General features: G+C 68.9%; 21 protein-coding genes. 10 read left to right on the top strand and 11 right to left on the bottom strand.

Annotation, left to right across the window (positions count from 1 at the left end):
* The first annotated feature begins 91 nt into the window (after positions 1 to 91).
* The 6 genes from ACFQ27_RS12040 to ACFQ27_RS12015 all read left to right on the top strand — a co-directional run bounded on the left by ACFQ27_RS12040 (position 92) and on the right by ACFQ27_RS12015 (position 6,028).
* A complete protein-coding gene (locus ACFQ27_RS12040; RefSeq protein WP_374343967.1) occupies positions 92 to 331 on the top strand; it encodes a DUF6489 family protein in 240 nt (79 codons plus the stop codon).
* Complete coding sequence (mnmE, locus tag ACFQ27_RS12035; protein ID WP_377353755.1) at positions 328 to 1,665, top strand: tRNA uridine-5-carboxymethylaminomethyl(34) synthesis GTPase MnmE; 1,338 nt, start codon at positions 328 to 330, stop codon at positions 1,663 to 1,665. The genes ACFQ27_RS12040 and mnmE overlap by 4 nt, the downstream gene beginning before the upstream one ends.
* A 168-nt stretch (positions 1,666 to 1,833) precedes the next feature.
* A complete protein-coding gene (mnmG, locus tag ACFQ27_RS12030; protein ID WP_374343963.1) occupies positions 1,834 to 3,687 on the top strand; it encodes a tRNA uridine-5-carboxymethylaminomethyl(34) synthesis enzyme MnmG in 1,854 nt (617 codons plus the stop codon).
* A gap of 4 nt (positions 3,688 to 3,691) precedes the next feature.
* On the top strand, positions 3,692 to 4,333 hold the full coding sequence (gene rsmG, locus ACFQ27_RS12025) for a 16S rRNA (guanine(527)-N(7))-methyltransferase RsmG (RefSeq protein ID WP_377353754.1): 642 nt from the start codon (positions 3,692 to 3,694) through the stop codon (positions 4,331 to 4,333).
* 16 nt (positions 4,334 to 4,349) lie between these two features.
* The gene (locus ACFQ27_RS12020) at positions 4,350 to 5,138 is read left to right on the top strand and encodes a ParA family protein (protein WP_374344550.1); all 789 of its coding nucleotides are present in this window, start codon (positions 4,350 to 4,352) and stop codon (positions 5,136 to 5,138) included.
* An 8-nt stretch (positions 5,139 to 5,146) separates the two neighbouring features.
* Positions 5,147 to 6,028: a ParB/RepB/Spo0J family partition protein gene (locus ACFQ27_RS12015; protein WP_377353753.1), complete on the top strand. Its 882-nt coding sequence runs from the start codon at positions 5,147 to 5,149 to the stop codon at positions 6,026 to 6,028.
* Between the two features lie 184 nt (positions 6,029 to 6,212).
* Here the strand turns inward: ACFQ27_RS12015 and holA are convergent, their stop codons facing one another.
* From holA to ACFQ27_RS11995, 4 genes are all read right to left on the bottom strand, one after another.
* On the bottom strand, positions 6,213 to 7,265 hold the full coding sequence (gene holA, locus ACFQ27_RS12010) for a DNA polymerase III subunit delta (RefSeq protein ID WP_377353752.1): 1,053 nt from the start codon (positions 7,263 to 7,265) through the stop codon (positions 6,213 to 6,215).
* A gap of 9 nt (positions 7,266 to 7,274) precedes the next feature.
* Positions 7,275 to 7,787: an LPS assembly lipoprotein LptE gene (gene lptE, locus ACFQ27_RS12005; RefSeq protein ID WP_374343955.1), complete on the bottom strand. Its 513-nt coding sequence runs from the start codon at positions 7,785 to 7,787 to the stop codon at positions 7,275 to 7,277.
* A gap of 4 nt (positions 7,788 to 7,791) precedes the next feature.
* On the bottom strand, positions 7,792 to 10,380 hold the full coding sequence (gene leuS, locus ACFQ27_RS12000; RefSeq protein WP_377353751.1) for a leucine--tRNA ligase: 2,589 nt from the start codon (positions 10,378 to 10,380) through the stop codon (positions 7,792 to 7,794).
* Positions 10,381 to 10,499: 119 nt separating this feature from the next.
* Positions 10,500 to 11,003 (bottom strand): DUF3576 domain-containing protein, encoded by a 504-nt coding sequence (locus ACFQ27_RS11995; protein WP_374344548.1) that lies wholly within the window; start codon positions 11,001 to 11,003, stop codon positions 10,500 to 10,502.
* A 262-nt stretch (positions 11,004 to 11,265) separates the two neighbouring features.
* Between ACFQ27_RS11995 and ACFQ27_RS11990 the strand changes: the two genes are divergently transcribed.
* Complete coding sequence (locus ACFQ27_RS11990) at positions 11,266 to 11,649, top strand: NtrZ family periplasmic regulatory protein (protein ID WP_377353750.1); 384 nt, start codon at positions 11,266 to 11,268, stop codon at positions 11,647 to 11,649.
* Here the strand turns inward: ACFQ27_RS11990 and ACFQ27_RS11985 are convergent.
* Positions 11,639 to 12,181, bottom strand: coding sequence for a thiamine phosphate synthase (locus ACFQ27_RS11985; RefSeq protein WP_374343949.1), 543 nt, complete (start codon positions 12,179 to 12,181; stop codon positions 11,639 to 11,641). The genes ACFQ27_RS11990 and ACFQ27_RS11985 overlap by 11 nt on opposite strands.
* 55 nt (positions 12,182 to 12,236) lie before the next feature.
* On the opposite strand from ACFQ27_RS11985, the gene ACFQ27_RS11980 reads away from it, so the two are divergent.
* The gene (locus tag ACFQ27_RS11980; RefSeq protein ID WP_374343947.1) at positions 12,237 to 12,899 is read left to right on the top strand and encodes a YggS family pyridoxal phosphate-dependent enzyme; all 663 of its coding nucleotides are present in this window, start codon (positions 12,237 to 12,239) and stop codon (positions 12,897 to 12,899) included.
* Here the strand turns inward: ACFQ27_RS11980 and ACFQ27_RS11975 are convergent.
* Entirely contained in the window at positions 12,890 to 13,381 is a 492-nt protein-coding gene (locus ACFQ27_RS11975) for a L,D-transpeptidase family protein (protein WP_374344546.1), read from the bottom strand. The genes ACFQ27_RS11980 and ACFQ27_RS11975 overlap by 10 nt on opposite strands.
* 72 nt (positions 13,382 to 13,453) lie before the next feature.
* Between ACFQ27_RS11975 and ACFQ27_RS11970 the strand changes: the two genes are divergently transcribed.
* Together ACFQ27_RS11970 and ACFQ27_RS11965 are read left to right on the top strand one after the other, a co-directional pair.
* A complete protein-coding gene (locus ACFQ27_RS11970) occupies positions 13,454 to 14,140 on the top strand; it encodes a response regulator transcription factor (RefSeq protein WP_377353749.1) in 687 nt (228 codons plus the stop codon).
* Positions 14,141 to 14,247: 107 nt separating this feature from the next.
* Complete coding sequence (locus ACFQ27_RS11965; RefSeq protein ID WP_374343943.1) at positions 14,248 to 14,436, top strand: hypothetical protein; 189 nt, start codon at positions 14,248 to 14,250, stop codon at positions 14,434 to 14,436.
* Here the strand turns inward: ACFQ27_RS11965 and xth are convergent.
* The 5 genes from xth to ACFQ27_RS11940 form a co-directional block, all read right to left on the bottom strand.
* Positions 14,429 to 15,235, bottom strand: a complete 807-nt coding sequence (xth, locus tag ACFQ27_RS11960; protein WP_374343941.1) for an exodeoxyribonuclease III — start codon at positions 15,233 to 15,235, stop codon at positions 14,429 to 14,431. The genes ACFQ27_RS11965 and xth overlap by 8 nt on opposite strands.
* A gap of 201 nt (positions 15,236 to 15,436) precedes the next feature.
* On the bottom strand, positions 15,437 to 16,096 hold the full coding sequence (locus ACFQ27_RS11955) for a LolA family protein (protein ID WP_374343939.1): 660 nt from the start codon (positions 16,094 to 16,096) through the stop codon (positions 15,437 to 15,439).
* A 115-nt stretch (positions 16,097 to 16,211) separates the two neighbouring features.
* On the bottom strand, positions 16,212 to 17,930 hold the full coding sequence (locus ACFQ27_RS11950) for an N-acyl-D-amino-acid deacylase family protein (RefSeq protein WP_377353748.1): 1,719 nt from the start codon (positions 17,928 to 17,930) through the stop codon (positions 16,212 to 16,214).
* A gap of 85 nt (positions 17,931 to 18,015) precedes the next feature.
* On the bottom strand, positions 18,016 to 20,124 hold the full coding sequence (locus tag ACFQ27_RS11945) for a hybrid sensor histidine kinase/response regulator (RefSeq protein ID WP_377353747.1): 2,109 nt from the start codon (positions 20,122 to 20,124) through the stop codon (positions 18,016 to 18,018).
* Between the two features lie 136 nt (positions 20,125 to 20,260).
* A partial coding sequence (locus ACFQ27_RS11940) for a DNA translocase FtsK (RefSeq protein ID WP_377353745.1) occupies positions 20,261 to 21,998 on the bottom strand: 1,738 nt, incomplete at its 5' end.

Below are 21,998 nucleotides of genomic sequence, written 5' to 3'. Positions count from 1 at the left end.
CATGGGGGCGAGGGTTCAGATTGCGAACCCCCTAGCGTTTCCGCCCCAACGCCCCCCATAAAGGTCGCTTCCATTCCAGGGGTCCGCACCCATGAAGATGACCATTGAGATCGACTGCACCCCGCAGGAGGCCCGAACCTTCCTCGGCCTGCCCGATGTCACCGGCCTCAATGAGAAGCTGGTGGAGGAGATGCAGGCCCGCATGACCTCCAACATGGCCATGCTGTCGCCGGATGAGCTAATGAAGAGCTGGGCGGCCTTCGGGGCGGGGGCCCAGGAGCAGTTCCGCAAGCTGATGGATATCGGCATGGGCGCCGCCCGTCCGAAATGACCGACACGATCTTCGCGCCGGCCACCGCGCCTGGCCGGGCGGCGGTGGCGGTCGTGCGCCTGTCCGGTCCCGGCAGCGGCGACGCTCTAAAGACGCTGGCCGGCAAGCTGCCCCAACCTCGTCTGGCCAGTTTGCGCCGCCTGAAGGCCGCGGATGGGCGGCTGATCGACCAGGCCCTGGTGCTGTGGTTCCCGAGCCCCGCGAGCTACACGGGCGAGGATAGCGCCGAGTTTCACGTGCACGGCGGGGCCGCCGTGGTCGCCGGCCTGCTGGAGGCCCTCGCAGGCCTGGGCCTTCGCCTGGCTGAGCCCGGAGAATTCACGCGTCGCGCCTTCGAGAACGGCAAGCTGGACCTGGCCCAGGCCGAAGGGGTCGCCGACCTGATTGACGCCGAGACCGAGGCCCAGCGCCGTCAGGCCCTGGACCAGCTAGATGGCGCCCTGGGCCGCGCCCAGTCGGGATGGCGGGACCAACTGATCGAGGCCCTGGCCATGTTCGAGGCCGCGGTGGACTTTCCCGACGAAGAAGTCCCCGCGGACGTGGCGGACCGCGCCCGCCCGGCTCTGGACCTGCTGATCGCCGAGCTGGAGGCCGCCATTGAAGGCGCCGAGCGGGGCGAGCGGGTCCGTGAGGGCTTCCGGATCGCCCTGGTCGGAGCGCCCAACGCCGGTAAGAGCACCTTGCTGAACGCCCTGGCGCGGCGGGAGGCGGCCATCGTCACCGCCATTCCCGGCACCACACGGGACGTGATTGAGGTCCCCCTGCGCCTGGGCGGCTACAAGGTGCTGCTCGCTGACACGGCCGGTCAACGCGACACCGCGGACGAGGTGGAGGCCGAAGGGGTGCGCCGCGCCCAGGCCTGGTCGGCGTCGGCGGATCTGCGTGTCTGGGTGGTGGATGGTGCGGGCGAGACCCCAGCCCCGCCGCCGCCGGGCTTGAAGGCCGGTGATTTCTGCCTGATCTCCAAGGCGGACTTGCCGCCGGGCGCGGAGACGGGCCGCGCTCAGGTGGAAGCCCGCGCCCTGGAGTTGGAGCTGCACAGGCTCAGCGCGCGTGAAACGGAAGGCCTGGCCGCGCTGGAACAGGTGCTGACCGACCGGGTGGTGAGCGAACTGGCAGGATCTGAGCCGCCGGCCGCGACCCGTCTGCGGCATGCCGCCCTGCTCTCGGAGGCCCTGGAGCGTCTGAAGCGGGCGCGGGCCCATGACGAGGATCTTGAGCTGGCCGCTGAGGACGTGCGTCTGGCCGGTCGGGCCCTGGACCGGATCACCGGCCGCATCGGCGCTGAAGACGTGCTCGACCGGGTCTTCTCGAGCTTCTGCATTGGTAAATAAGGTGTTTCACGTGAAACACTCCGGATGGTGCGGAAAATCGGGGTCCGGAACCACTTCACCAAGCGCCTAAATCGCCCCAGGGACGTTCGGGGCGATGTTTCACGTGAAACACCGCCGCCCTTCCGCTATAGACCCAGCCCTCCCATCTAGACGCCAGAGGGACCGGACGTGAGCGCCTGGGACGTGATCATCATCGGCGGCGGCCATGCAGGCTGCGAGGCGGCGGCGGCGTCCGCCCGCTTTGGCGCGCGCACCCTGCTGCTCACCCACAAGCTCGAAACCATCGGCGAGATGAGCTGCAACCCGGCCATCGGCGGTCTGGGTAAGGGGCATCTGGTCCGCGAGATCGACGCCCTCGACGGCGTCATGGGCCGTCTGGCTGACAAGGCTGGCATCCAGTTCCGCCTGCTGAACCGCTCCAAGGGCGCCGCCGTGCGCGGTCCCCGCTCCCAGATCGACCGCAGGCTCTATCGCGAAGCCATGCAGGCCGAACTGGCCGCGACGCCGAACCTGGAGATCCGCGCCGAGGCGGTCGAGGATCTGCTGGTGGTGGAGGACAAGGTCGCCGGCGTGGTTGGCGCCACGGGAAACACCTACGCCGCTGCCTGCGTGGTCCTGACCACGGGCACCTTCCTCAAAGGGATCATCCACCTCGGCGAGACCCGCATTCCCGCGGGCCGCGTCGGCGACGCGCCCGCCATCGGCCTCTCGGACCGCCTCTACAGTCTGGGCCTGTCCATGGGTCGGCTGAAGACCGGCACCCCGGCGCGCCTGGACGGTTCGACCATCGCCTGGGATCGGCTGGAAATGCAGGACGCAGACGCCGAGCCGGTCCCCTTCTCCTTCCTGACCGACAAGATCACGGTCCCGCAGATCGCCTGCGGCGTCACCTACACGACGGAAGAGACGCATCGGATCATCGCCGAGCGTCTGTCGGAGTCGGCGGTCTATGGCGGCCGGATCAATGGCCGCGGCCCCCGCTACTGCCCCTCTATCGAGGACAAGGTGGTCCGGTTCGCCGACAAGACCAGCCACCAGATCTTCCTGGAGCCCGAAGGCCTGGACGACAACACCGTCTATCCGAACGGCATCTCGACCTCGGTGTCGGAAGAAACCCAGGCCCTGTTCCTGCGGACCATTCCGGGCCTCGAAGCCGTGCACGTGAAACGCTACGGCTACGCCATTGAATACGACTACGTCGATCCGCGCGAGTTGGCGCCGACCCTGGAGGTCAAGCGTCTGCCGGGCCTGTACCTCGCCGGCCAGATCAACGGCACCACGGGCTATGAGGAAGCCGGCGCCCAGGGCCTGGTCGCCGGCCTGAACGCCGCCCGCGCCGCCGGTGGGTCCGATCCGGCCGTGTTCGGCCGCGACGAGGCCTATATCGGGGTGATGATCGACGACCTGGTCACCCGGGGAGTCACCGAGCCCTATCGGATGTTCACCAGCCGCGCCGAGTTCCGGCTCACCCTGCGGGCCGACAACGCCGACCAGCGCCTGACGGACCGGGGCTTGGCCCTGGGCGTGGTGGGTTCGGCCCGCGCCAGCGCCTGGAACGACAAGTCCCAGGCTCTGGCGCAGGCCCGCGCTCGCGCCGCGGCCCTGACGCTCACGCCCAATGAGGCCGAAAAGGCCGGCCTGCCGGTCAAGGCCGATGGCCAGCGCCGGGACGTGACCCAACTGCTCGCCTATCCGACCATCAGCTTCGAAGACCTCGCCCGCATCTGGCCGGAACTGTCGGCCTGGCGTCCGGAGGTCCGCGAGCAGGTTGAGATCGACGCGTCGTACGCCGGCTATCTGGATCGCCAGGCCGCCGACGCCGAGGCCTTCCGCCGCGACGAGAACCTGCGCCTGGCCGCGGACCTGGACTATGCCGCCGTCGGCGGGCTCTCCAACGAGGTGCGCGAGAAGCTCGCCACCGTCCGCCCCCTCACCCTTGGTCAGGCCGCCCGTATCGAGGGCATGACGCCAGGGGCGCTTTCAGCCTTGCTCGCCCATGTCCGTCGCCGCACCGCCGCCTGAAGCCATGGTTGAAACCACCCTGCCCGAGGTCAACGACTCCGCCGGCTTCCAGGCCGCGTCGGGCTGCAGCGACCAGGCGCTCGCGGACCTGGAGTCCTACCGGTCATACCTGGCCGATTGGAACCAGCGGATGAACCTGATTGGGCCCGCGACGCTGGACATCTACTGGAACCGCCACGCCTGGGACTCCGCCCAGCTGCTGCGTCTGGCGCCGGACGCCCTGACCTGGGCCGATCTCGGCACCGGCGCAGGTTTGCCCGGTATCGTGCTGGCGATCCTCGGAAAAGACCGTCCCGGCTTCCATGTCCACCTGGTGGAGTCCATGGCCAAGCGGTGCCGGTTCCTGACGGAGGTGGTGACCGGATTGCAGCTTCCGGCGACCGTTCACCAATCACGTGCGGAAGACTTGTCACTGGCTGTGGATATCGTGACGGCGCGGGCTTGCGCGCCGCTGTCCCGGTTGCTTGGGTATGGCCGGCCATACCTACGCCTTGGCGCGGACGCCCTGTTCCTGAAGGGACAAGATGTTGGGGCCGAATTGGAAGACGCCGCTAAGTCCTGGGATTTCGAGGCAGATGTGCTGCCGAGCTTGAGTGACGTGAGAGGCCAAATCGTGCGTGTGAGGAGGCTGGGTCGTGGCCGGTAAGACTGGCGGTAAGCGCTTGCGGATCCTGGTGGTCGCCAACCAGAAGGGCGGGGTGGGCAAGACCACGACCGCCATCAACCTGGGCACCGCCTTGGCCGCGGTCGGCGAGAAGGTGCTGCTGATCGATAGCGATCCGCAGGGCAACGCCTCCACAGGCCTCGGCGTCGGCCGGGCCCAGCGCAAGACCACCCTCTATGACGTCCTGATGGGCGAAAGCGTCATCGCCGACGCCGTCGTGAAGACCGAGCTGCCGGGTCTCGACCTGGTGCCCGCCGATCCGGACCTGTCCGGCGTCGAGCTGGAGCTGGGCCAGCAGGCGCGCCGTTCTTTCAAGCTGCGGGATGCGTTGGAGCCCCTGCGCGCCGCCGGCGAGTACACCTATGTGCTCATCGACTGCCCGCCGTCCCTGAACCTTCTGACCGTTAACGCAATGGCCGCGTCGGATGCGGTGCTGGTGCCCCTGCAGTGCGAGTTCTTCGCCCTGGAAGGCCTCACCCAGCTCATGCGCACCATCGAGCTGGTCCGTGGCAGCCTGAACCCGCACCTTGAGATCCAGGGCGTGGTCCTGACCATGTACGACCGCCGCAACAGCCTGTCGGAACAGGTGGCTCGCGACGTCCGCGGTCACTTCGGCGAGACGGTCTACAACACGGTGATCCCCCGCAATGTGCGGGTGTCGGAGGCGCCGAGCTTCGGCAAGCCGGCGCTCGTCTATGACCTGAAGTGCGCGGGCAGCCAGGCCTATCTGAAGCTCGCCCGCGAAGTGGTGGTGCGCGAGCGCGATCGCCGCGCCAAGGCCGCCTGAGGACCAAGATGATGGCAGAGAAGCGTGGCCTGGGACGAGGCCTGTCCGCCCTGTTGGGCGAGGTCGAGGAAACCCCCGTCGCCGGTCCGGTGAGCAGCGCCGCGGGCCTGCGGACCATCCCCATCGAGCTGATCCATCGCAACGAGAAGCAGCCTCGCTGGGTGTTCTCGGAAGCCGAGATCGAAGAGCTGTCGGCCTCGATCCGGGAAAAGGGCGTCCTGCAGCCGATCCTGCTGCGCGCCCATCCGGACATGGACGGCCACTACGAGATCGTGGCCGGGGAACGCCGCTGGCGCGCCAGCCAGAAGGCCGGCCTGCACGAACTGCCCGCCCTGATCCGCGAACTGGACGACGCCCAGGTCCTGGAGATCGCGGTCATCGAGAACGTCCAGCGCGCCGCGCTGAACCCCATCGAAGAGGCCACCGCCTACCAGCAGCTGGTGGAGATCCACGGCCGCACCCAGGCCGAGGTTGCTGATGCGGTCGGCAAGAGCCGCGCTCACGTCGCCAACGCGGTGCGCCTGCTGAACCTGCCGGAGTCCGTCCGGTCCTACGTCATCGACGGCAAGCTGTCGGCCGGTCATGCCCGGGCCCTACTCGGCGCGGACAGCCCCGCCGCCCTGGCCGAGCAGGTCATGGCTCGCGGCCTGTCGGTGCGCGACACCGAGGCCCTGGTCCGCAAGGGCGATGCGACGCCTTCGGCCCGGTCGTCCGGCAAGGCGGCGCCGGCGCCGAAGGACACCGACACCCAGGCCCTGGAAGCGGACCTGTCCGAAGTGCTCGGCCTGAAAGTCGAGGTGCTGGACCGCGGCGGGCTCGGTGAGGTGCGGATTTCCTACGCCAGCCTCGAGCAGTTGGACGAGGTCTGCCGGCGCCTGACCAAGGCCTGATCTCGCCCCAGAATGGGGCTCAGAAAATCGGCCCTGTGGCGCACAGAAGACCCCCGCCCCGTAGTCCTGGACGACGCGTCCGCGACAGCCTGTGGATAAATCGCCGGATTTTCGGGTTAAGCATCTGGAATATAGGAATAATTTCGGACGGCGCTGAAGCGGCGCAAACAGCCGATTTTCAACCCTAGAGACCCAGTCGACGGGCGCGGCCGGCGATCTGCAGGGCGAGGCGCTCGGCGATGAGTTGGTCGGGCGATCCGGCGGTCTTGCAGGCCCGGTCGGCGGCCAGCACCTCGGGCTGCAGCTTGTCGAGATCAGCCAGGGTCCAGGCGCGGGCCTGGCGCAGGAACTCCCGCTCGTTCTTCCAGAACACACCCGAGGCCTTGGCCGCCTCCTGCAGGCCGGCGCCGCTCTTGGCCAAGGTCAGGGTCCGGCGCAGTCGTCCCAGATACATGCCGATGGCGCGGACGGCGGCGGGACCCGCCTCCCCTTCAGCCGCCGCGCGCCGCAGGCCTGCCTGCGCCTCGCCCAATCGGCCGCCAAAGGCGTCGGCGGCGGCGTCGGACAACGAGGCCTCAGGCTCGACGCCCAGGAAGTCTTCCAGGTCCTTCGGCGTGGCGGTGATCCCCGAGCCCGGGCCGAGATAGAGGGCCAGCCGCTCGATTTCCTGGCGGGCCACGCCGCGCTCCTTGGGCATGCGAGCCACGAACATCGCCAAGGCCTCGGTGCTCAAGGAAACCCCATCCTTGCCCAGGCTCTCCCGGACCAGGCGGGCGATATCCCCGGGCTCATCCTCGTAGCAGGGGATGACGGCGCAGCCGGGGGCCTTCTCCGCGGCCTTGCGCAGGCTGGATTCGCGCCCCAGGGCGCCGGCCTCGATCAGGAAGAAGGCGTCCGGATTGAGTTCGCCGGCCATGTGCCGGGCCAGGGCCTCGGTGGCGGTCCGGTCGGGACCGGCCTTGTCCGAGCCCAGCTTCAGGCGCACCAGCCGGCGGCCGCCCATCAGCGACTGGGCGGCCAGCTCGCCTTCCAGCCGCGCGGCCTCGGCGTCCAGATCGCCATCGGTCAGCAGGGCGACGTCGAAGGGGTCGTCCGGCCGGTCGCAGACCTGCTTGGCCAGCTGATTGGCGCGGTCGCGGACCACGCCGGTGTCGCGGCCATAGATCAGGGCGGCCCGGACCCCGGCCGCCGGCTGGGCCAGGAACCGTTCGATGTCAGGCCGCTTGCTGAGGATCACGGCGGCGGCCTAGCCGGCCTTGGTCTTGGGCGCCTTTGGCGGGTTGCTCAGCCACACCGCCAGTTCAAGCTGGATGCGGCGGGCGGCCTCGCTGGCGGCGCGATCCTGGGCGTCCTGCTGGGCGGCGACCGAGGCGTAGGGCTGGTCGGCGGAGTCATAGGTCACCTCGACCCGCACGCGGCCGGTCTTGGCCGGCGCGCCGGTGGAGGTCGAGACCAAGGTATAGACCGCCGTCAGGACGTACTCGTAACGGGTGGCGACATTGTCGACCCGCACCCCGCGCGGGAACCGCTGCTCGGAAAGCTGCAAGTCCATCCGATACTTGGCCGGCTCGCTGTTGCGGGCCAGGGCGTCGTCCAGGTGCTCGCGGATCAGCTGACCGACCCGGCCTTCGGGCGTGTTCACCTGCACCGCCGACAGGGTGCTGGACACCCCCGGCGCGCCGTAGAGGGGCGTGAAGCCGCACCCGGCGAGGGCCAGGGCCGACAGGGCGGCCAGGACGGAGAGCGGTGCGCGGAGCATCAGGTCACCCTGCCACGATGTTGACGATGCGGTCCTTGACCACGATTACCTTGCGGATGGTCAGGCCCTCAAGACGCCCGGTAATCTCGGGGTCGGCAAGCACCAACTTCTCCACCTCGGCCGGTTCGGCGCCGGCGGGGGCGGAAATCTCGCCCCGACGCTTGCCGTTGACCTGCACCGGCAGAACACGCACGGCGTCCTCGGTCAGGGCGGGGTCGAACACCGGCCAGGGCGCATGGACCACCATCCCCTCCCCGCCTATCCGGACCCAGCATTCCTCGGCCAGGTGCGGGGTGAAGGGCGAGATCAGCCGGGCGAAGGCCGACAAGGCCTCGGCGCGGGCGGCCAGCAGGGACGGGCTCGCGCCGGCGGCCTTGTGATCCTTGAGAACGTTCAGGAATTCGTACAGGCGGGCGATGCCGGAGTTGAACCTGAAGGTGTCGATGGCCTCGGTCATGGCCTTGATCAGGCGATGTGAGGCGCGGCGAACGGTCTTGGCGCCCTCATCGGCCTCGATGTCGGCGGTGGGAACGTCAGCCGGTTGGCTGTCGAACTCGTCCCAGACCCGGTTGACGAAGCGCCAGGCGCCTTGGACGCCGCCGGTCGTCCACTGGGTGTCGCGTTCGGGCGGGCTGTCGGACAGGACGAACAGGCGCGCAGCGTCCACCCCGTAGACGTCGAAGATCTCCTCCGGCGCCACGGTGTTCTTCTTGGACTTCGACATCTTCTCGACGTCGCCGATGGTCACCGGCTCGCCGGAGCTCACCAGGACCGCGCGGCGGGTGTTTCCCTCGGCGGTGATCTCGACGTCGCCCGGCTCAACCCATTCGCCGGTCTGGCGGCGATAGGTCTCGTGGGTGACCATGCCCTGGGTGAACAGGCCGGTGAACGGCTCCTTCACGCTCAGCAGGCCTTCGTCGGCCAGGGCGCGGGTGATGAAGCGCGAATAGAGCAGGTGCAGGACCGCGTGCTCGATGCCGCCCACATACTGGTCGACCGGCAGCCAGTAGTCGGCGGCGGCCTTGCTGACGGGATCCGCGGCCTTCGTGTCCGTGAACCGGGCGAAGTACCAGGACGAGTCCACGAAGGTGTCCAGGGTGTCGGTCTCGCGGGTGGCCGGGCCGCCGCAGTCGGGGCAGGTGGCGGTCTTCCAGGTCGGGTGACGCGCCAGGGCGTTGCCCGGCTTGGAGAAGTCCAGGTCCATAGGCAGGGCGACCGGCAACTGGTCCTTTGGCACGGCGACCACGCCGCACGTGTCGCAATGCACCACCGGGATCGGACAGCCCCAGCCCCGCTGGCGGGCCACCCCCCAGTCGCGCAGGCGGAACACGGTCGCGCCCTTGCCCAGGCCTTGGGCCTCGATGCGGGCGATCGCCTCGGCCTTGGCGGCCTCGATCTCCAGCCCGTCCAGGAACTTGGAATTATAGATCACGCCCGGACCGACATAGGCCTCGGTCCCGATCGCGAAGCTCGCGGCCTCCTCGCCCGGCGGCAGAACCACCGGCTTGACCGGCAGGTCGTACTTGCGGGCGAAATCCAGGTCGCGCTGGTCGTGGGCCGGGCAGGCGAAGATCGCGCCGGTGCCGTAGTCCATCAGGATGAAGTTGGCGATCCAGACCGGCAGTTTCCATTCCGGATCAAAGGGATGCGACACGGTCAGACCGGTGTCGAAGCCGATCTTCTCGGCCGTCTCGATCTCGGCCTCGGAGGCTCCGCCCTTGCGGCATTCGGCGACAAAGGCCGCGACCTTCGGATCCGCCGCCGCCAGCTGCTCGGCCAGGGGGTGATCCGGCGCCACGCCGACAAAGCTCGCGCCGAACAGGGTGTCCGGACGGGTGGTGTAGACCTCAAGCCCCGCCTCGAAACCGGCGGGGGCCGCGCCCGCGAACGGGAAGCTGAACCGCAGGCCCTTGGAGCGCCCGATCCAGTTCTCCTGCATGGTCCGGACCTTGTCCGGCCACTGGTCCAGGGTCTTCAGCCCTTCCAGCAGGTCATCGGCATAGTCGGTGATGCGCAGGAACCACTGGTTCAGCTTGCGCTTCTCGACGACGGCGCCTGAGCGCCAGCCACGACCGTCGACCACCTGTTCGTTGGCCAGGACCGTCTGGTCCACCGGGTCCCAGTTGACCACGCCCTCGCGGCGATAGACCAGGCCGCGCTTCCACAGGTCCAGGAACCAGGCCTGTTGCTGGCCATAATATTCCGCGTCGCAGGTGGCGAACTCGCGGGACCAGTCGATGGACAGGCCCAGCTGCTTCAGCTCGTCCCGCATCCGGGCGATGTTGTCATAGGTCCAGGCGCGTGGATCGACCCCGCGCTCCATGGCGGCGTTCTCGGCCGGCAGGCCAAACGCGTCCCAGCCCATGGGATGCAGGACGTTGAAGCCCTTGGCCCGCATGTAGCGCGCCTTGACGTCGCCGAGCGCATAGTTGCGCACATGGCCCATGTGGAGCCGCCCCGACGGATAGGGGAACATCTCCAGCGCATAGTACTTGGGCTGACCGGGCGCAGGCGGGCCGGCGCGGAAGACGTCCGCCTCCGCCCAGGCCTTGCGCCACTTGGGTTCGGTCTCTTTCGGATTGTAACGGGCCATGGGTGGGCTTTAGCGTGGTTTCAGGTCGATAGGAAACCGGCGCGCACGGAAAAACGCGCGCTCGGCAGCGGCGCGCGTTCGACCGTCTGACTAGAGAAGTTCGCCCGAACGCGCGGAAGCTAGTTCCGGATGTTCGAAAGTCGAAGCTGGCGAGCCCGGGTCAGGATCGAGTTCTCGATATCGATCTCGGTCTGGCCGGCGGTGGGCGTGTCCACCCAGTTCCCCGACGCGTCCTTGGTCTGCTTGAACACCGCGACGTTCAGGCCGTCGGCGCGCAGGCGCGAATCCAGGATGTAGACGGTGCACTTGAACCGCTCATCCGGCTTGTCCGGGTTGGTGTACCAGTCGGTGATCACCGTGCCGCCGTAAGGGTCGGCCGAGGCCAGGGGCATGAAGGCTAGGGTGTCCAGGGTCGCGCGCCACAGATAGCCGTTGACGCCGATCGCCGGCTGGTCGCCAGGGGTCGAGGCCTTGGCGCCGCCGCCGCCCAGCTTGAAAGGATTGAAGCCGCCAGGCTCCTGGGTCTGGAACGTCCGGGCTCCACCACTCGAACAGGCCGCCAGGCTGAGGGCCAGGACCCCCGCCGCAACGCCACGCATCCAGTACCCGCGCACAAACGGCATATGCATCCGCTCCCAACAGTTGATCCGCGTCGGTGAAATCGCCGCGCGGCGCCGCCCCGCGCCGTGCCCTCTATAACAACGGCTTCCCGCCCGCCAAACAGGAATCGCGTGGCGTCACCGCCACAGAATCGAACGAAGTGGGGTTTAGACCATCCTGCGACGTCTGATCCTGTTGACCCTGGCGAACAGCGGGGCCTAATCGCAGCAACGGCGTCACCCGAAATGAGTGGCGTCGGGGCTATGGGGGCCCATGTAGGTGATTATGTCGAACCGGAAGGCCATTTCGCTGATCGGCGCGGCGCTCCTCGCGGGCGTGGCTTCGAGCGCGCATGCCGCCGACTCCGGCAAGAAGATCACCGATTTCACCGTGCGCACGGACGTCTCGACCTTGAACTCGCAAGGGACGAAGTCGCTGAAGTGGGACGCGCGCAAGGGGCGCTGGGGGGTCACGCTCAACCTGGAACAACCGGCTGGGCGTGATGCGCAACTGAACGATATCCAGGCCGGGGCCTATTTCCGCGTGACGCCGTCGCTGCGGATCGGTGGCGCCGTGGCCTTGGGCGACAAGGTCGCGCCGAACTACAAGCAGACCGAGCCGCAGGAAGTCGCGCCGCGGGTCAAGCTCGAGACCGCCTTCAAGTTCTAAGGCCTTCCACCGCCGCCATCCCGACCACGCCCGCCGGCAACAGCCTGCGGGCGGTTTTGTTATTGATCCCCCCCAGGGCGTAGATCGGCGTGGCCGTGCGGCGGACGGTCTGGGCCAGGCGCAGGACCCCCAACGGCTTGCCCGCCGACGGGCTCCTGGACGGGAAGATGGCCGACACCACGGCGGCGCTGGCGGCCACGCGGGCCGCACGCGGGCTGTGGGCGGCGACGGTGACGAGCCAGCGCGGATGGGCGCGGCGCAAGGCTCGCGCCTGGTAGGCCATCCGCTCTGGCAGATGCACGCCATCGGCCCGCACGGCGTGGGCCAGGCGGACATCAGCCCCGATCAGCAGCAGGACACCGCGGCGCCGGGTGATCCGGCGCAGGGCGCGCGCGACCGTCTCGGCGTCGGCGGCGCCAAAGCTGCGATAGACGAGGGCCTCTCCGGGCCTCAGGCTGGCCGCCAACCCCAGCACGTCCGGCGTCCGGGCCGGGTCGGTGAAGGCCAGCAGGCCGGGCAGGGGGTTCCGCAAACCGCCCCGCCGCCTTAAGGCTTGCGCCGTTCGCCGCATGGTCCAGAAGCCTGAAATGTCCGTCTCCCCCGCCCTCGACGATATCCTAGACCGCATCGCCCGCGCCGCCGAAGGCTGTGGCCGCAAGCCGGCGGATGTGACCCTGGTCGCCGTCTCCAAGCAACAGGCCTGGGCCAGTGTGGAGCCCGTCCTGGCCGCCGGCCAGGCGGTGTTCGGCGAGAACCGGGTGCAGGAGGCCATGGACCGCTGGTCCGGCCATCGCGGCGAGATCGAATTGCGCCTGATCGGGCCCCTACAGACCAACAAGGCCAAGGAGGCGGTGGCCTTCTTCGACGTGATCGAGACCCTGGACCGCGAGCGCCTGGCCAAGGCCCTGGCCGACGAGGTGCAGAAGCAGGGCCGCACGCCCCGGCTCTATGTCCAGGTCAACACCGGCGAAGAGCCGCAGAAGGCGGGCGTCATCCCGACCGAGGCCGACGCCTTCATCGCCAGCGTGCGCAAGACCTATGGCTTCGAGATCGAGGGTCTGATGTGCATTCCGCCGGCCGAAGAGCCGCCAGGGTCGCATTTCGCCCTGCTGGCCCGGATCGCCGCGCGCAACGGGATCGCCAGGCTGTCCATGGGGATGAGCGACGACTTCGAGACCGCTGTCCGGTTCGGCGCCACCAGCGTGCGGGTGGGATCGGCCCTGTTCGGCGGGCGTCCGCCTCAGGCCTGAACGATCGCCACGGCGTCGCCGGGCTTTGCGACCTGCAGCACCGCCAGCAGGTCCTCGCGGGCCAGGGCGACGCAGCCTTCCGTGCCGGTGTAGCCGTCGCGGGCGATGTGCATGAAGATCGCCGAGCCCATGCCCGGGACCACCGGATCGTCATTGTGCGCCAGGATCACGATCAGGTCGTAGACATGATCCTCCCGCCACAGGTGCTCGGCGCTGGCGGGGTAGGGGAGCTTGACCGGGCGGTTGTAGTTGGGGTCGGCGGCGGCGTCGCACCAACCGTCGTCCGGCGCGATGGCCTGGGCGGGCAGGGCGGTCAGCGGCGGCGGGCCGCGGTCCGGCCGATAAAGGATGCGCCGCATGACCCAGGTTCCGAGTGGCGAGGCGCCGTCGCCTTCGCGCTTGTCGGCGGCGGGTTTGACCCCGCCCTTGCCCAGGGCGCAGCGCACGGTCCGGCCGCCCAGATCGAAGCGTCCATCTGACATCGCCGTGAAGATCACGCCCCAGGCTCCTTCAAGGATTGGCGGAAAACCCCGACACGGTGCATGTTTCGGCCCATGGCACAACGCAAGACCCTGCTCGTCGTCGACGACAACGACGATCTGCGCACCGAACTCGCCGAACAGCTCGAGCTCCAGGACGAGTTCACCGTCTTCCAGGCCGACACCGGCCTGTCGGGCGTGGCGGAAGCCCTGGAGCGCCGCCCGGACCTGATCCTGCTGGACGTGGACCTGCCCGACATCAACGGTCGGGAAGCCTGCCGCCAGATGCGGGACAAGGGCGTCGCCTGCCCGGTGATCATGCTGACCGCGGCCGACACCGACGACGACACCATCAAGGGCCTCGACGCCGGGGCCAACGACTATGTCACCAAGCCCTTCAAGGTGGCGGTGCTCTTGGCCCGCATCCGCGCCCAGCTGCGCAGCCACGAACAGTCGGAAGGCGCGGTCTTCCACCTGGGCGGCTACGAGTTCCGGCCCTCGGCCAAGCTCCTGATCGATCAGTCCCAGAAGAAGATCCGGCTGACCGAGAAGGAGACCAACATCCTGAAGTACCTCTACCGGGCCGGCGAGAAGCCGGTGAGCCGGGAGGAGCTGCTGGCCGAGGTCTGGGGCTATAACGCAGGCGTCACCACCCACACGCTGGAGACCCACGTCTACCGGCTGCGGCAGAAGATCGAGCCGGATCCATCCAACGCCAAGCTGCTGCTGACCGAGGCCGGCGGCTATCGCCTGGCGCCTTAAGGCTCTGAATCATTAAGCATAGTCTGCGCCCGGACTGGGCGTAGCCTGTCTCCCGGCGAAGGTCGGGCGGCGCCACTGTGCCTGCGGAAGGTCTCCGGAGGCGGAACATGGAACCCACGGTCACGAAGACGCGGCCCCTGTCGGCCCTGTGGCGGGGGCCGCGACGTCGGCGCAGGATGGATGCGTCCGAGGACGCCGTCCTGATGTTCGGCTTCGCCCTGGGTCTGGTGGTGGCGGCCGGCCTGATGCTGGCGGCCTTCAGCCTGGGGATCGCGGTCGGTTCGGCGGCTAGATGACGAAGTCGGCGCTGACCGGCGCGTGGTCGCTGGGCCGCTCCCATTCGCGCACGTCGTCGTGGACCCGGGCCGCCGCCGCGCCCAGCCGGAAGGCGGCTTCGCGCAGGCCGGGCGAGATCAGGATGTGGTCCAGCCGCAGGCCCCGGTTGGAGGCGCGGAAGTCCTGCGCCCGATAGCTCCACCAGGAGAACAGCTTCTGCGGCTCGGGAACCGCCTCGCGCACCAGGTCGGTGAAGCCGAGGCTGGCCTTCAGCCGGGCGAAGGCCTCGACCTCGACGGGAGTGTGGCTGACCACCCGCGACATTTGCCGGTGGCTCCAGACATCGAATTCGCCCGGCGCCACGTTCAGGTCGCCGACCACCGCCAGGGGCGCCTTGGGATCGCGGGCGGCCATGTCGGCGGTCAGCTTTTCGAAGAAGTCGAGCTTGTGGTCGAACTTGGGGTTTTGCGCGCGGTCGGGCACGTCGCCGCCGGCCGGGATGTAGAAGTTCTGAACCTCGACCCCGGCCACCTTGGCCGAGACGCAGCGGGCGTGGCCCTCGCGGCAGACGTCCAGCCTCGGCGCGTCCTCGATCGGCAGGCGCGAGGCGATGGCCACCCCATGCCAGCCCTTCTGGGCCGCGATCCGCAGGTGGGGCAGGCCCATCTCCTCGAAGGCTTTGCGCGGGAACTCGGCGTCCTGGCATTTGATCTCCTGCAGGCACAGGACATCAGGCGCATGTTCGGCGACGAAGCGGGCGACCTGTTCGGCGCGCAGGCGGACGGAATTGACGTTCCAGGTGCAGAGGCGAAGACGCATGGGGAGGGTTTAGCCCAAAAGAAAACGCCCGGGCACTGGAGAAGCCCGGGCGCAGTGTGTGTCTCTCATGCCGCGGCCGGGAGGGGATAGGTTCCGGCACGGATCACGCCCGCTCGCACAGGCGTCATGCGTGTCATATGGGCCACAAGAGTCTACAAAAGTCAATCTCGACCGCTTCGATTCTTGCCTGTGGCCCTTGTGTCACATTTTGGCACGGCCTGGGTTCTTCGGCCGCGGGTCGTTGAGCACGAACAGGGATGAGGCCAGGCCCGAGGTCTTTTCCAGCGAGGCCAGGCGGATGCGGGTGGAGAAGCCTTGGGCGTCGGTCACCGCCCAGCCGATCAGGGCCACGGGGTCGTTAGAGAAGGTGAGGGTGATCTCGCCCTCGGCCTCCCGCTTGCCGTCCCGCGCGGTGATCGAAAAGCCGTCGGCCAGGCGCGAGACCCGGCTCACCACCACGCCCTTGTCCAGGCGGATCTGGCGGGCGAGGAAGATCGACAGGGGCGTCGCCATCAGAGGATAGCGGTCAAAGGTCTTCAGCCGGCTATCGGCGATGGAGACATTGGCGCCGTCGGCGACCACCAGCAGGCCTGACGGCGGCTCATAGGCGAAGCGGGCCTTGCCCGGCCGCTTCAGATAGATCGCCCCTTGGGTCATGGTTCCGCGGGCGTCGGTCTGGACGAACCGGCCCTTGGCCTCGGTCAGGTCCTGCAGATAGGCGGCGGCCTTGTCCACCAGGGCGCGATCCTCGGCCGAGAGCGGGGCGATGGCGGGGCGGGCCGCCAGGGCCGGGCCGGCGACTGAGCCCGTGACGGGGAGGGCGGCGAGGCCGAGGGCGATGCTGCGGCGGGTCGGGCGCATGGACCGGTCTCCTGAAGTCATGAGTCTAGGGCCTATCAGACGAACGCGCCGTCAATAGGGCGAGGCGTCTGAACGGCGGATGAGCCTGGCCGTTCCTTGGGCCCCGGCCCGGCCGCTACCAGGACCAGTCGGCGGCGGATTTCCGGCAGCCGCCGTCCTTCCAACCGGTCCAGCCCCGGCCGCGGACAAATCGGCCGGGTCGGGCGTCCGTGGGCTCGCCGCCGGCCAGGGCGAGCTGGCCGTTGACCACCACCTCGCTGACGCCGGTGGCGAACTGTTGTGGCTTCTCGAAGGTCCCGTGGTCGGCGACGGTCTTCGGATCGAACACCACCAGGTCGGCGAAGTAGCCGGTCTTGATGAGGCCCCGGTCCTTGAGGCCCAGATTGTGGGCCGGCTGGGCGGAGAGCTTTCGCACGGCGTCCGCCAGGGTGAGCGTCTTCTCCTCCCGCACATACTTGCCCAGCAGGCGGGCCACATTGCCGTAGGCGCGGGGGTGGGTGGAGGATTTCAGGAACACGCCCTCAGGCGCCAGCGCTCCGGCGTCGGAGCCCAAGCTCATCCAGGGCAGGGCGGTCTCCTTGGCCACATTGGGCTCGGACATCAGGAAATAGACCACCTGCACCCGGGTCCCGTCCTCGATCACCAGGTCGATGGCGGCGTCCTGGACGCTGACCCCGCGGGCCTTGGCCACTTCGGCCAGGGTCTTGCCGGTGAGCGGCTTGAGCGCCGGGTTCTTGAAGCCCACCAGCAGGGTTCCCTCGCCGCCGGCGTGCAGCAGCAGGTTCTCGAAGGCCGGCTTCTCGGCCCGCATCTCGGCGATGACCTTGGCGCGGGTGGCCGGGTCCTTCAGGCGGGCGATCCACTGCTCGACCCCGCCGGCCTGGACCCAGGTGGGCATGGCGGCGTCCAGCCCCGTGGAGCCTGCCGGGTAGGTGTACATGTCGGCGGTGATTCGCTGGCCCTTGGCGCGGGCGGCCTCGATGTGGGCGATGGCGGTGTCGAGCTTGCTCCAGTTGGACCGGCCGGCGGCCTTCAGGTGGTAGATTTCCGCGGGCGCGCCGGAGAGGCGCGAGATCTCGATCAGCTCGTCCACGGCCTCGATCAGCCGGTCGCCCTCGCTGCGCATGTGGCTGATGTACATGCCGCCGCACTTGCCCGCCTCGGTGGCCAGGGCCGCGAGCTCCGGGGTCTCGGCATAGCTGCCCGGCGCGTAGATGATCGAGGAGCCGACGCCCATGGCGCCTTCCTCCATGGCCTGGCGGACCAGGGCGCGCATGGCGTCCAGCTGGGCCGGGGTGGGGTCGACGTCATCCTCGCCCAGGACGTTCACCCGGGTGGTTTCGGCGCCGATGAAGGAGGCGAGGTTCATGGAGACGCCGCGCTTCTCCATGCCGGACAGGTAGTCGCCGAGCGTGGTCCAGTCGACGTCGTAGCGGATGTCGGCCTGGCGGTTCTGGGCCTTGGCGCGCATGTCGGCGTTGATCGGACCCATGGAGTTGCCCTCGCCCATGACCTCCAGGGTGATCCCCTGCTTCAGGTCGGACAGGCCGCGGCCATCGGCGATCAGGGTCTCGTTGGCCCAGCTCAGCATGTTGATGAAGCCGGGCGCCAGGGCCTTGCCGCCGGCGTCGATCTCGCGGGCGCCCGGGCCCGGCGCGTGCGGACCCACATAGGCGATGCGGTCGGCATTGACCGCAACCTCGCCCTTGAACGGTGCGCCGCCGCTGCCGTCATAGATCTCGGCGTTGCGGATCACGAGGTCGAAGGCCGGCGCGGTGACCGGGGCGGCGCCCAGGGTGAAGACGGCGGCGAGGGCGGTGACGGCGCGTTTCATGCGGGCTCCGGCGTGACAGGATCACGACCATAACCCGACCACGCGCGTTGTCAGGTCCAAGCTTGCCTGCCGCCAGCGGCGCCGATCAGGCGGCCTCGGCGTTGGGGGACCAGCGGGAGAGGGCGGACAGAAGGTCCGCGGGGCTGATCGGCTTGCCCAGGTGGTCATTCATGCCGGCCTCGACGCAGGCCCGGATCTGATCTGGCAGGACATTGGCGGTCATGGCGATGATCGGGGTGCTGCGGGCGCGATCGGACGGCAGGGCGCGGATGGCGCGGGTGGCGGTCAGGCCGTCCATCACCGGCATCTGGACATCCATCAGCACGATGTCGAAGGGCGCGCGGCGCATCTGCTCCACGGCCTCGACGCCGTTTTCGGCGGTGGTGATCTCGATGTCGAAGGGGCTGAGCAGGGTCTGGATGAGTTCGCGGTTCACCGCCACGTCCTCGACCACCAGCAGGCGCAGGGCGGTGTCGGGGAGACTGGCCTGCGCCCGGTCCGGCTCCGGCCGCGCCTGGGTTCGGGGCAGATTGAGCTCGAACCAGAAGGTCGAACCCTCACCGGGTGCGCTTTCAGCGCCGATCTGGCCGCCCATCAGCTCGATGTTGCGCTTGCAGATCGCCAGGCCCAGGCCGGTGCCGCCATAGCGGCGCGACACCGAGGCGTCGGCCTGGGTGAACCGGTCGAACAGCTGGGCGATCTGGTCGGGCGGGATGCCGATCCCGGTGTCGCTGACCTCAACCCGCAGATAGTCGTGGACCTGGCCAGGGGTCTGGACGAGGCGCAGGCGGATACCGCCCTGGCTGGTGAACTTCAGGGCGTTGGACAGGAAGTTCATCAGCACCTGGCGGATCCGGGCCGGGTCGCCGGCCAGGGGGCGAAGATCGCCCTCGGCGCTGAAGTCCAGGCTGAGGCCGCGGGCGACGGCTTGGTCGCGCAGCAGCTCCGCCACGGCCCCGCAGGTCTCGGCGGGATCGAAGGCCCGGGTCTCCGGTTCCGCGGCGCCGGCTTCCAGCTTGGAGAAGTCGAGGACGTCATTGACCAGTTCGAGCAGGCTCTGGCTGGCCTCGTTGATCAGGGTGACGTGACGGGCGTCCTGCGCCTGCAGGCGCGGAGAGGTTCGCAGGATGCCGGAAAAGCCGATGATGGCGTTGAGCGGCGTGCGCAGCTCATGGGTCATGTTGGCGAGGAAGTCGGACTTGGCCGCCGCCGCCGCCTCGGCCCGGCGGGTGGCCTCCTTGAGCTCTTCCTCGATGCGGATCTGGTCGTTGATCACCCGCGAGACGGAGATCAGCATCGGCTCATCGGCCGTCGTCGCCGGGGGGATGACGCCGAAATTGGCCTCCAGCCAGATCGTGTGACCCTCCTTGTGAAGCACCCGGTAGCGGTGGGTCGCCTGGCCGCCGTTCTGGGCCAGCCGGGTCAACTCCTGGGGCAGCCAGGTGGCGTCCTCGGGATGCAGGAAGGTGAAGTTGTTGGCCGTCCGCATCTCGTCGGGCGTCCAGCCCACGGCGCGCGCGATGGAGGGCGACATGAAGAGCCGCCGTCCGTCCAGAGCGTTCAGGGCGATCACGTCGCTCACGTTGTCCGCCAGGAGCCGATACTGGGCCTCCGACGCCGCGAGCTGGGCCTGGGCCTCCTCAAGCCGGCGGCGGCTGGTCAGGGCGCGATAGACGCCGTCGCAGGCGAACAGCAGGGCCAGGCCGAACAGGACCAGGACCGGGGCCTGGTTGAAGCCGACGGGCGCGGGGGTCAGGGCCATCCAGGCCAGCATCGCCACGCCAGGCCCCGCCGTTCCAATAATCAGGCCCGCGAGACGCCGATAGGCGCCGGTCTGACCAAAGAAGATCACGGTGAGCCAGATGATCAGGGCCATCAGGTGGCCCTCGGGCCGGCCGGTGGACCAGAGCATGGCGCCCAGGCCCATCCAGAGGACGACACCTGCCAGGAAGACGCCCAGATAGATCGGCCGGCCTAACGCCAGGCGGATACGGCCGCGGTCCATGGCGAGGGCCGCTCCCGAACTGGCGACCTCGACGACAGCCATCAGGCCGAACCAGATCAGGACCTCGCGGACAGGCAGGACCATGGCGGCGGTGACGCCAACCGCAGCGGAGACGGCGATCCGCAAGGGCGTGCCCTGCTGCGCCTCCTTGGGCACAAGGCCCAGACCTGTATCAAGCCCACCCGCCAAGCTTCGCCCCAATCTGCTTCAGCCCATCTTGGGCCTACTTGGATTGAAGTAAGGTTACCGCTCGCCGCCCGGGCCGCCATAGGCCCTTGTCTGCAAATGGGTTTCCCGCCCCGCGCGCTACACCTTCAGGCGCCGCCTAAGGTGGCGGAGGGGCCAGGACGTCACGCTTGCCGGCATGGTTGGCGGGACTGACCACGCCTTCCTGCTCCATGCGCTCAATGAGCGATGCGGCGCGGTTGTAGCCGATCTGCAGGCGGCGCTGGACGTAGGAGGTCGAGGCCTTCTTGTCGCGGGTGACAACCGCCACCGCGCGGTCATAGAGATCGTCGCCCGAGCCTTCGCCGCCGCCGCCGAAGTCGCCCTCGCCGCCGCCGTCCTCGTCGCCGCCCTCGGTGACCTCTTCCAGGTACTGGGGCTGGCCCTGGTCGCGCAGGAAGCGGGCCACGGCCTCGACCTCGCCGTCGGAGACGAAGGGGCCGTGCAGGCGGGTGATGCGGCCGCCGCCGGCCATGTAGAGCATGTCGCCCTGGCCCAGCAGTTGCTCGGCGCCCTGCTCGCCCAGGATGGTGCGGCTGTCGATCTTGGAGGTGACCTGGAAGCTGATCCGGGTCGGGAAGTTGGCCTTGATGGTGCCGGTGATGACGTCCACCGACGGGCGCTGGGTGGCCATGACCAGGTGGATGCCGGCGGCGCGGGCCATCTGGGCCAGGCGCTGCACCGCGCCTTCCACGTCCTTGCCGGCCACCAGCATCAGGTCGGCGACCTCGTCGATGACCACCACCAGATAGGGCATGGGCTTGGGGTCGATCCGCTCGCTCTCATAGGTCGGGCGGCCGGCGTCGTCGAAGCCGGTCTGGACCGTGCGCTCGAAGTGCTCGCCCTTGGCCGCGGCTTCCTTGGCGCGCTCGTTGTACGAGGCGACGTTGCGCACGCCGATCTTGGACATCATCCGATAGCGGTCCTCCATCTCGCGGACGGTCCACTTGAGCGCGACGATGGCCTTCTTCGGATCGGTGACGACGGGCGCCAGCAGGTGCGGGATGCCGTCATAGACCGACAGTTCCAGCATCTTCGGGTCGATCATGATGAACCGGCACTGCTCTGGCGGCAGGCGGTAGAGGATCGACAGGATCATGGCGTTGACCCCCACCGACTTGCCCGAGCCGGTGGTGCCGGCGATCAGCAGGTGGGGCATCTTGGCCAGGTCGGCGATGTAGGGCTCGCCGCCGATGTTCTCGCCCAGCGCCATGGGCAGGATCTGGCTGGCCTTTTCGTATTCCGAGCTGGCCAGCAGGTCGCGGAGATAGACCGTCTCGCGACGCGCATTGGGCAGTTCGATGCCGATGGCGTTGCGGCCCGGCACCACGGCGACGCGGCAGGCGGTGACCGACATGGAGCGGGCGATGTCGTCGGCCAGGGCCACGACCCGGGCCGACTTCACGCCGGCGGCGGGGACCAGCTCATAAAGGGTGACCACCGGGCCGGGGCGGATCTGGTCGATGTGGCCGCGCACGCCGAACTCGGCCAGCACGCTTTCCAGCAGCTGGGCGTTCTGGCGCAGGGCGCCTTCGTCGAACATCGAGGCGCGGGGCTTGGGCCGGGCCAGCATGGCCAGCTCGGGCAGGGTGAAGCCGCCGGCCGGACGCACAAAGTCAAAGGCGCCCTGGGCTTCGCGCAGTTCGCGGCCGGACTCCTTCGGGGTCGGCTTGGGCTGGCGGATGGCCGGGGCCGGCGTGGGGCCGTCGGCCAGGGACGGGGCGTCGCCCTCGTCGTCCCCATCCTGGATCTCATCATCGATCTCGGCCTCGTGCGCAGGCGCCGGCGGGGTGGCGACGGCGGCCGCCGGCGGGGCCGGTTCGGCACGGGGCGCCGGT

Origin of the sequence: Phenylobacterium conjunctum (assembly GCF_042679085.1) — a bacterium.
Classification (GTDB): Bacteria; Pseudomonadota; Alphaproteobacteria; order Caulobacterales; family Caulobacteraceae; genus Phenylobacterium; species Phenylobacterium conjunctum.
This window is presented reverse-complemented; position numbering and strand designations above follow the sequence as displayed.

Excerpts from the sequence above, each read along its gene's own strand:
- ACFQ27_RS12040 (WP_374343967.1), top strand. The coding sequence starts at position 92 with ATGAAGATGACCATTGAGATCGACTGCACCCCGCAGGAGGCCCGAACC.
- mnmE (WP_377353755.1), top strand. The coding sequence starts at position 328 with ATGACCGACACGATCTTCGCGCCGGCCACCGCGCCTGGCCGGGCGGCG.
- rsmG (WP_377353754.1), top strand. The coding sequence starts at position 3,692 with ATGGTTGAAACCACCCTGCCCGAGGTCAACGACTCCGCCGGCTTCCAG.
- ACFQ27_RS12015 (WP_377353753.1), top strand. The coding sequence starts at position 5,147 with ATGATGGCAGAGAAGCGTGGCCTGGGACGAGGCCTGTCCGCCCTGTTG.
- lptE (WP_374343955.1), bottom strand. The coding sequence starts at position 7,787 with ATGCTCCGCGCACCGCTCTCCGTCCTGGCCGCCCTGTCGGCCCTGGCC.
- leuS (WP_377353751.1), bottom strand. The coding sequence starts at position 10,380 with ATGGCCCGTTACAATCCGAAAGAGACCGAACCCAAGTGGCGCAAGGCC.
- ACFQ27_RS11995 (WP_374344548.1), bottom strand. The coding sequence starts at position 11,003 with ATGCCGTTTGTGCGCGGGTACTGGATGCGTGGCGTTGCGGCGGGGGTC.
- ACFQ27_RS11990 (WP_377353750.1), top strand. The coding sequence starts at position 11,266 with ATGTCGAACCGGAAGGCCATTTCGCTGATCGGCGCGGCGCTCCTCGCG.
- ACFQ27_RS11980 (WP_374343947.1), top strand. The coding sequence starts at position 12,237 with ATGTCCGTCTCCCCCGCCCTCGACGATATCCTAGACCGCATCGCCCGC.
- ACFQ27_RS11975 (WP_374344546.1), bottom strand. The coding sequence starts at position 13,381 with ATGTCAGATGGACGCTTCGATCTGGGCGGCCGGACCGTGCGCTGCGCC.
- ACFQ27_RS11970 (WP_377353749.1), top strand. The coding sequence starts at position 13,454 with ATGGCACAACGCAAGACCCTGCTCGTCGTCGACGACAACGACGATCTG.
- ACFQ27_RS11965 (WP_374343943.1), top strand. The coding sequence starts at position 14,248 with ATGGAACCCACGGTCACGAAGACGCGGCCCCTGTCGGCCCTGTGGCGG.
- xth (WP_374343941.1), bottom strand. The coding sequence starts at position 15,235 with ATGCGTCTTCGCCTCTGCACCTGGAACGTCAATTCCGTCCGCCTGCGC.
- ACFQ27_RS11955 (WP_374343939.1), bottom strand. The coding sequence starts at position 16,096 with ATGCGCCCGACCCGCCGCAGCATCGCCCTCGGCCTCGCCGCCCTCCCC.
- ACFQ27_RS11950 (WP_377353748.1), bottom strand. The coding sequence starts at position 17,930 with ATGAAACGCGCCGTCACCGCCCTCGCCGCCGTCTTCACCCTGGGCGCC.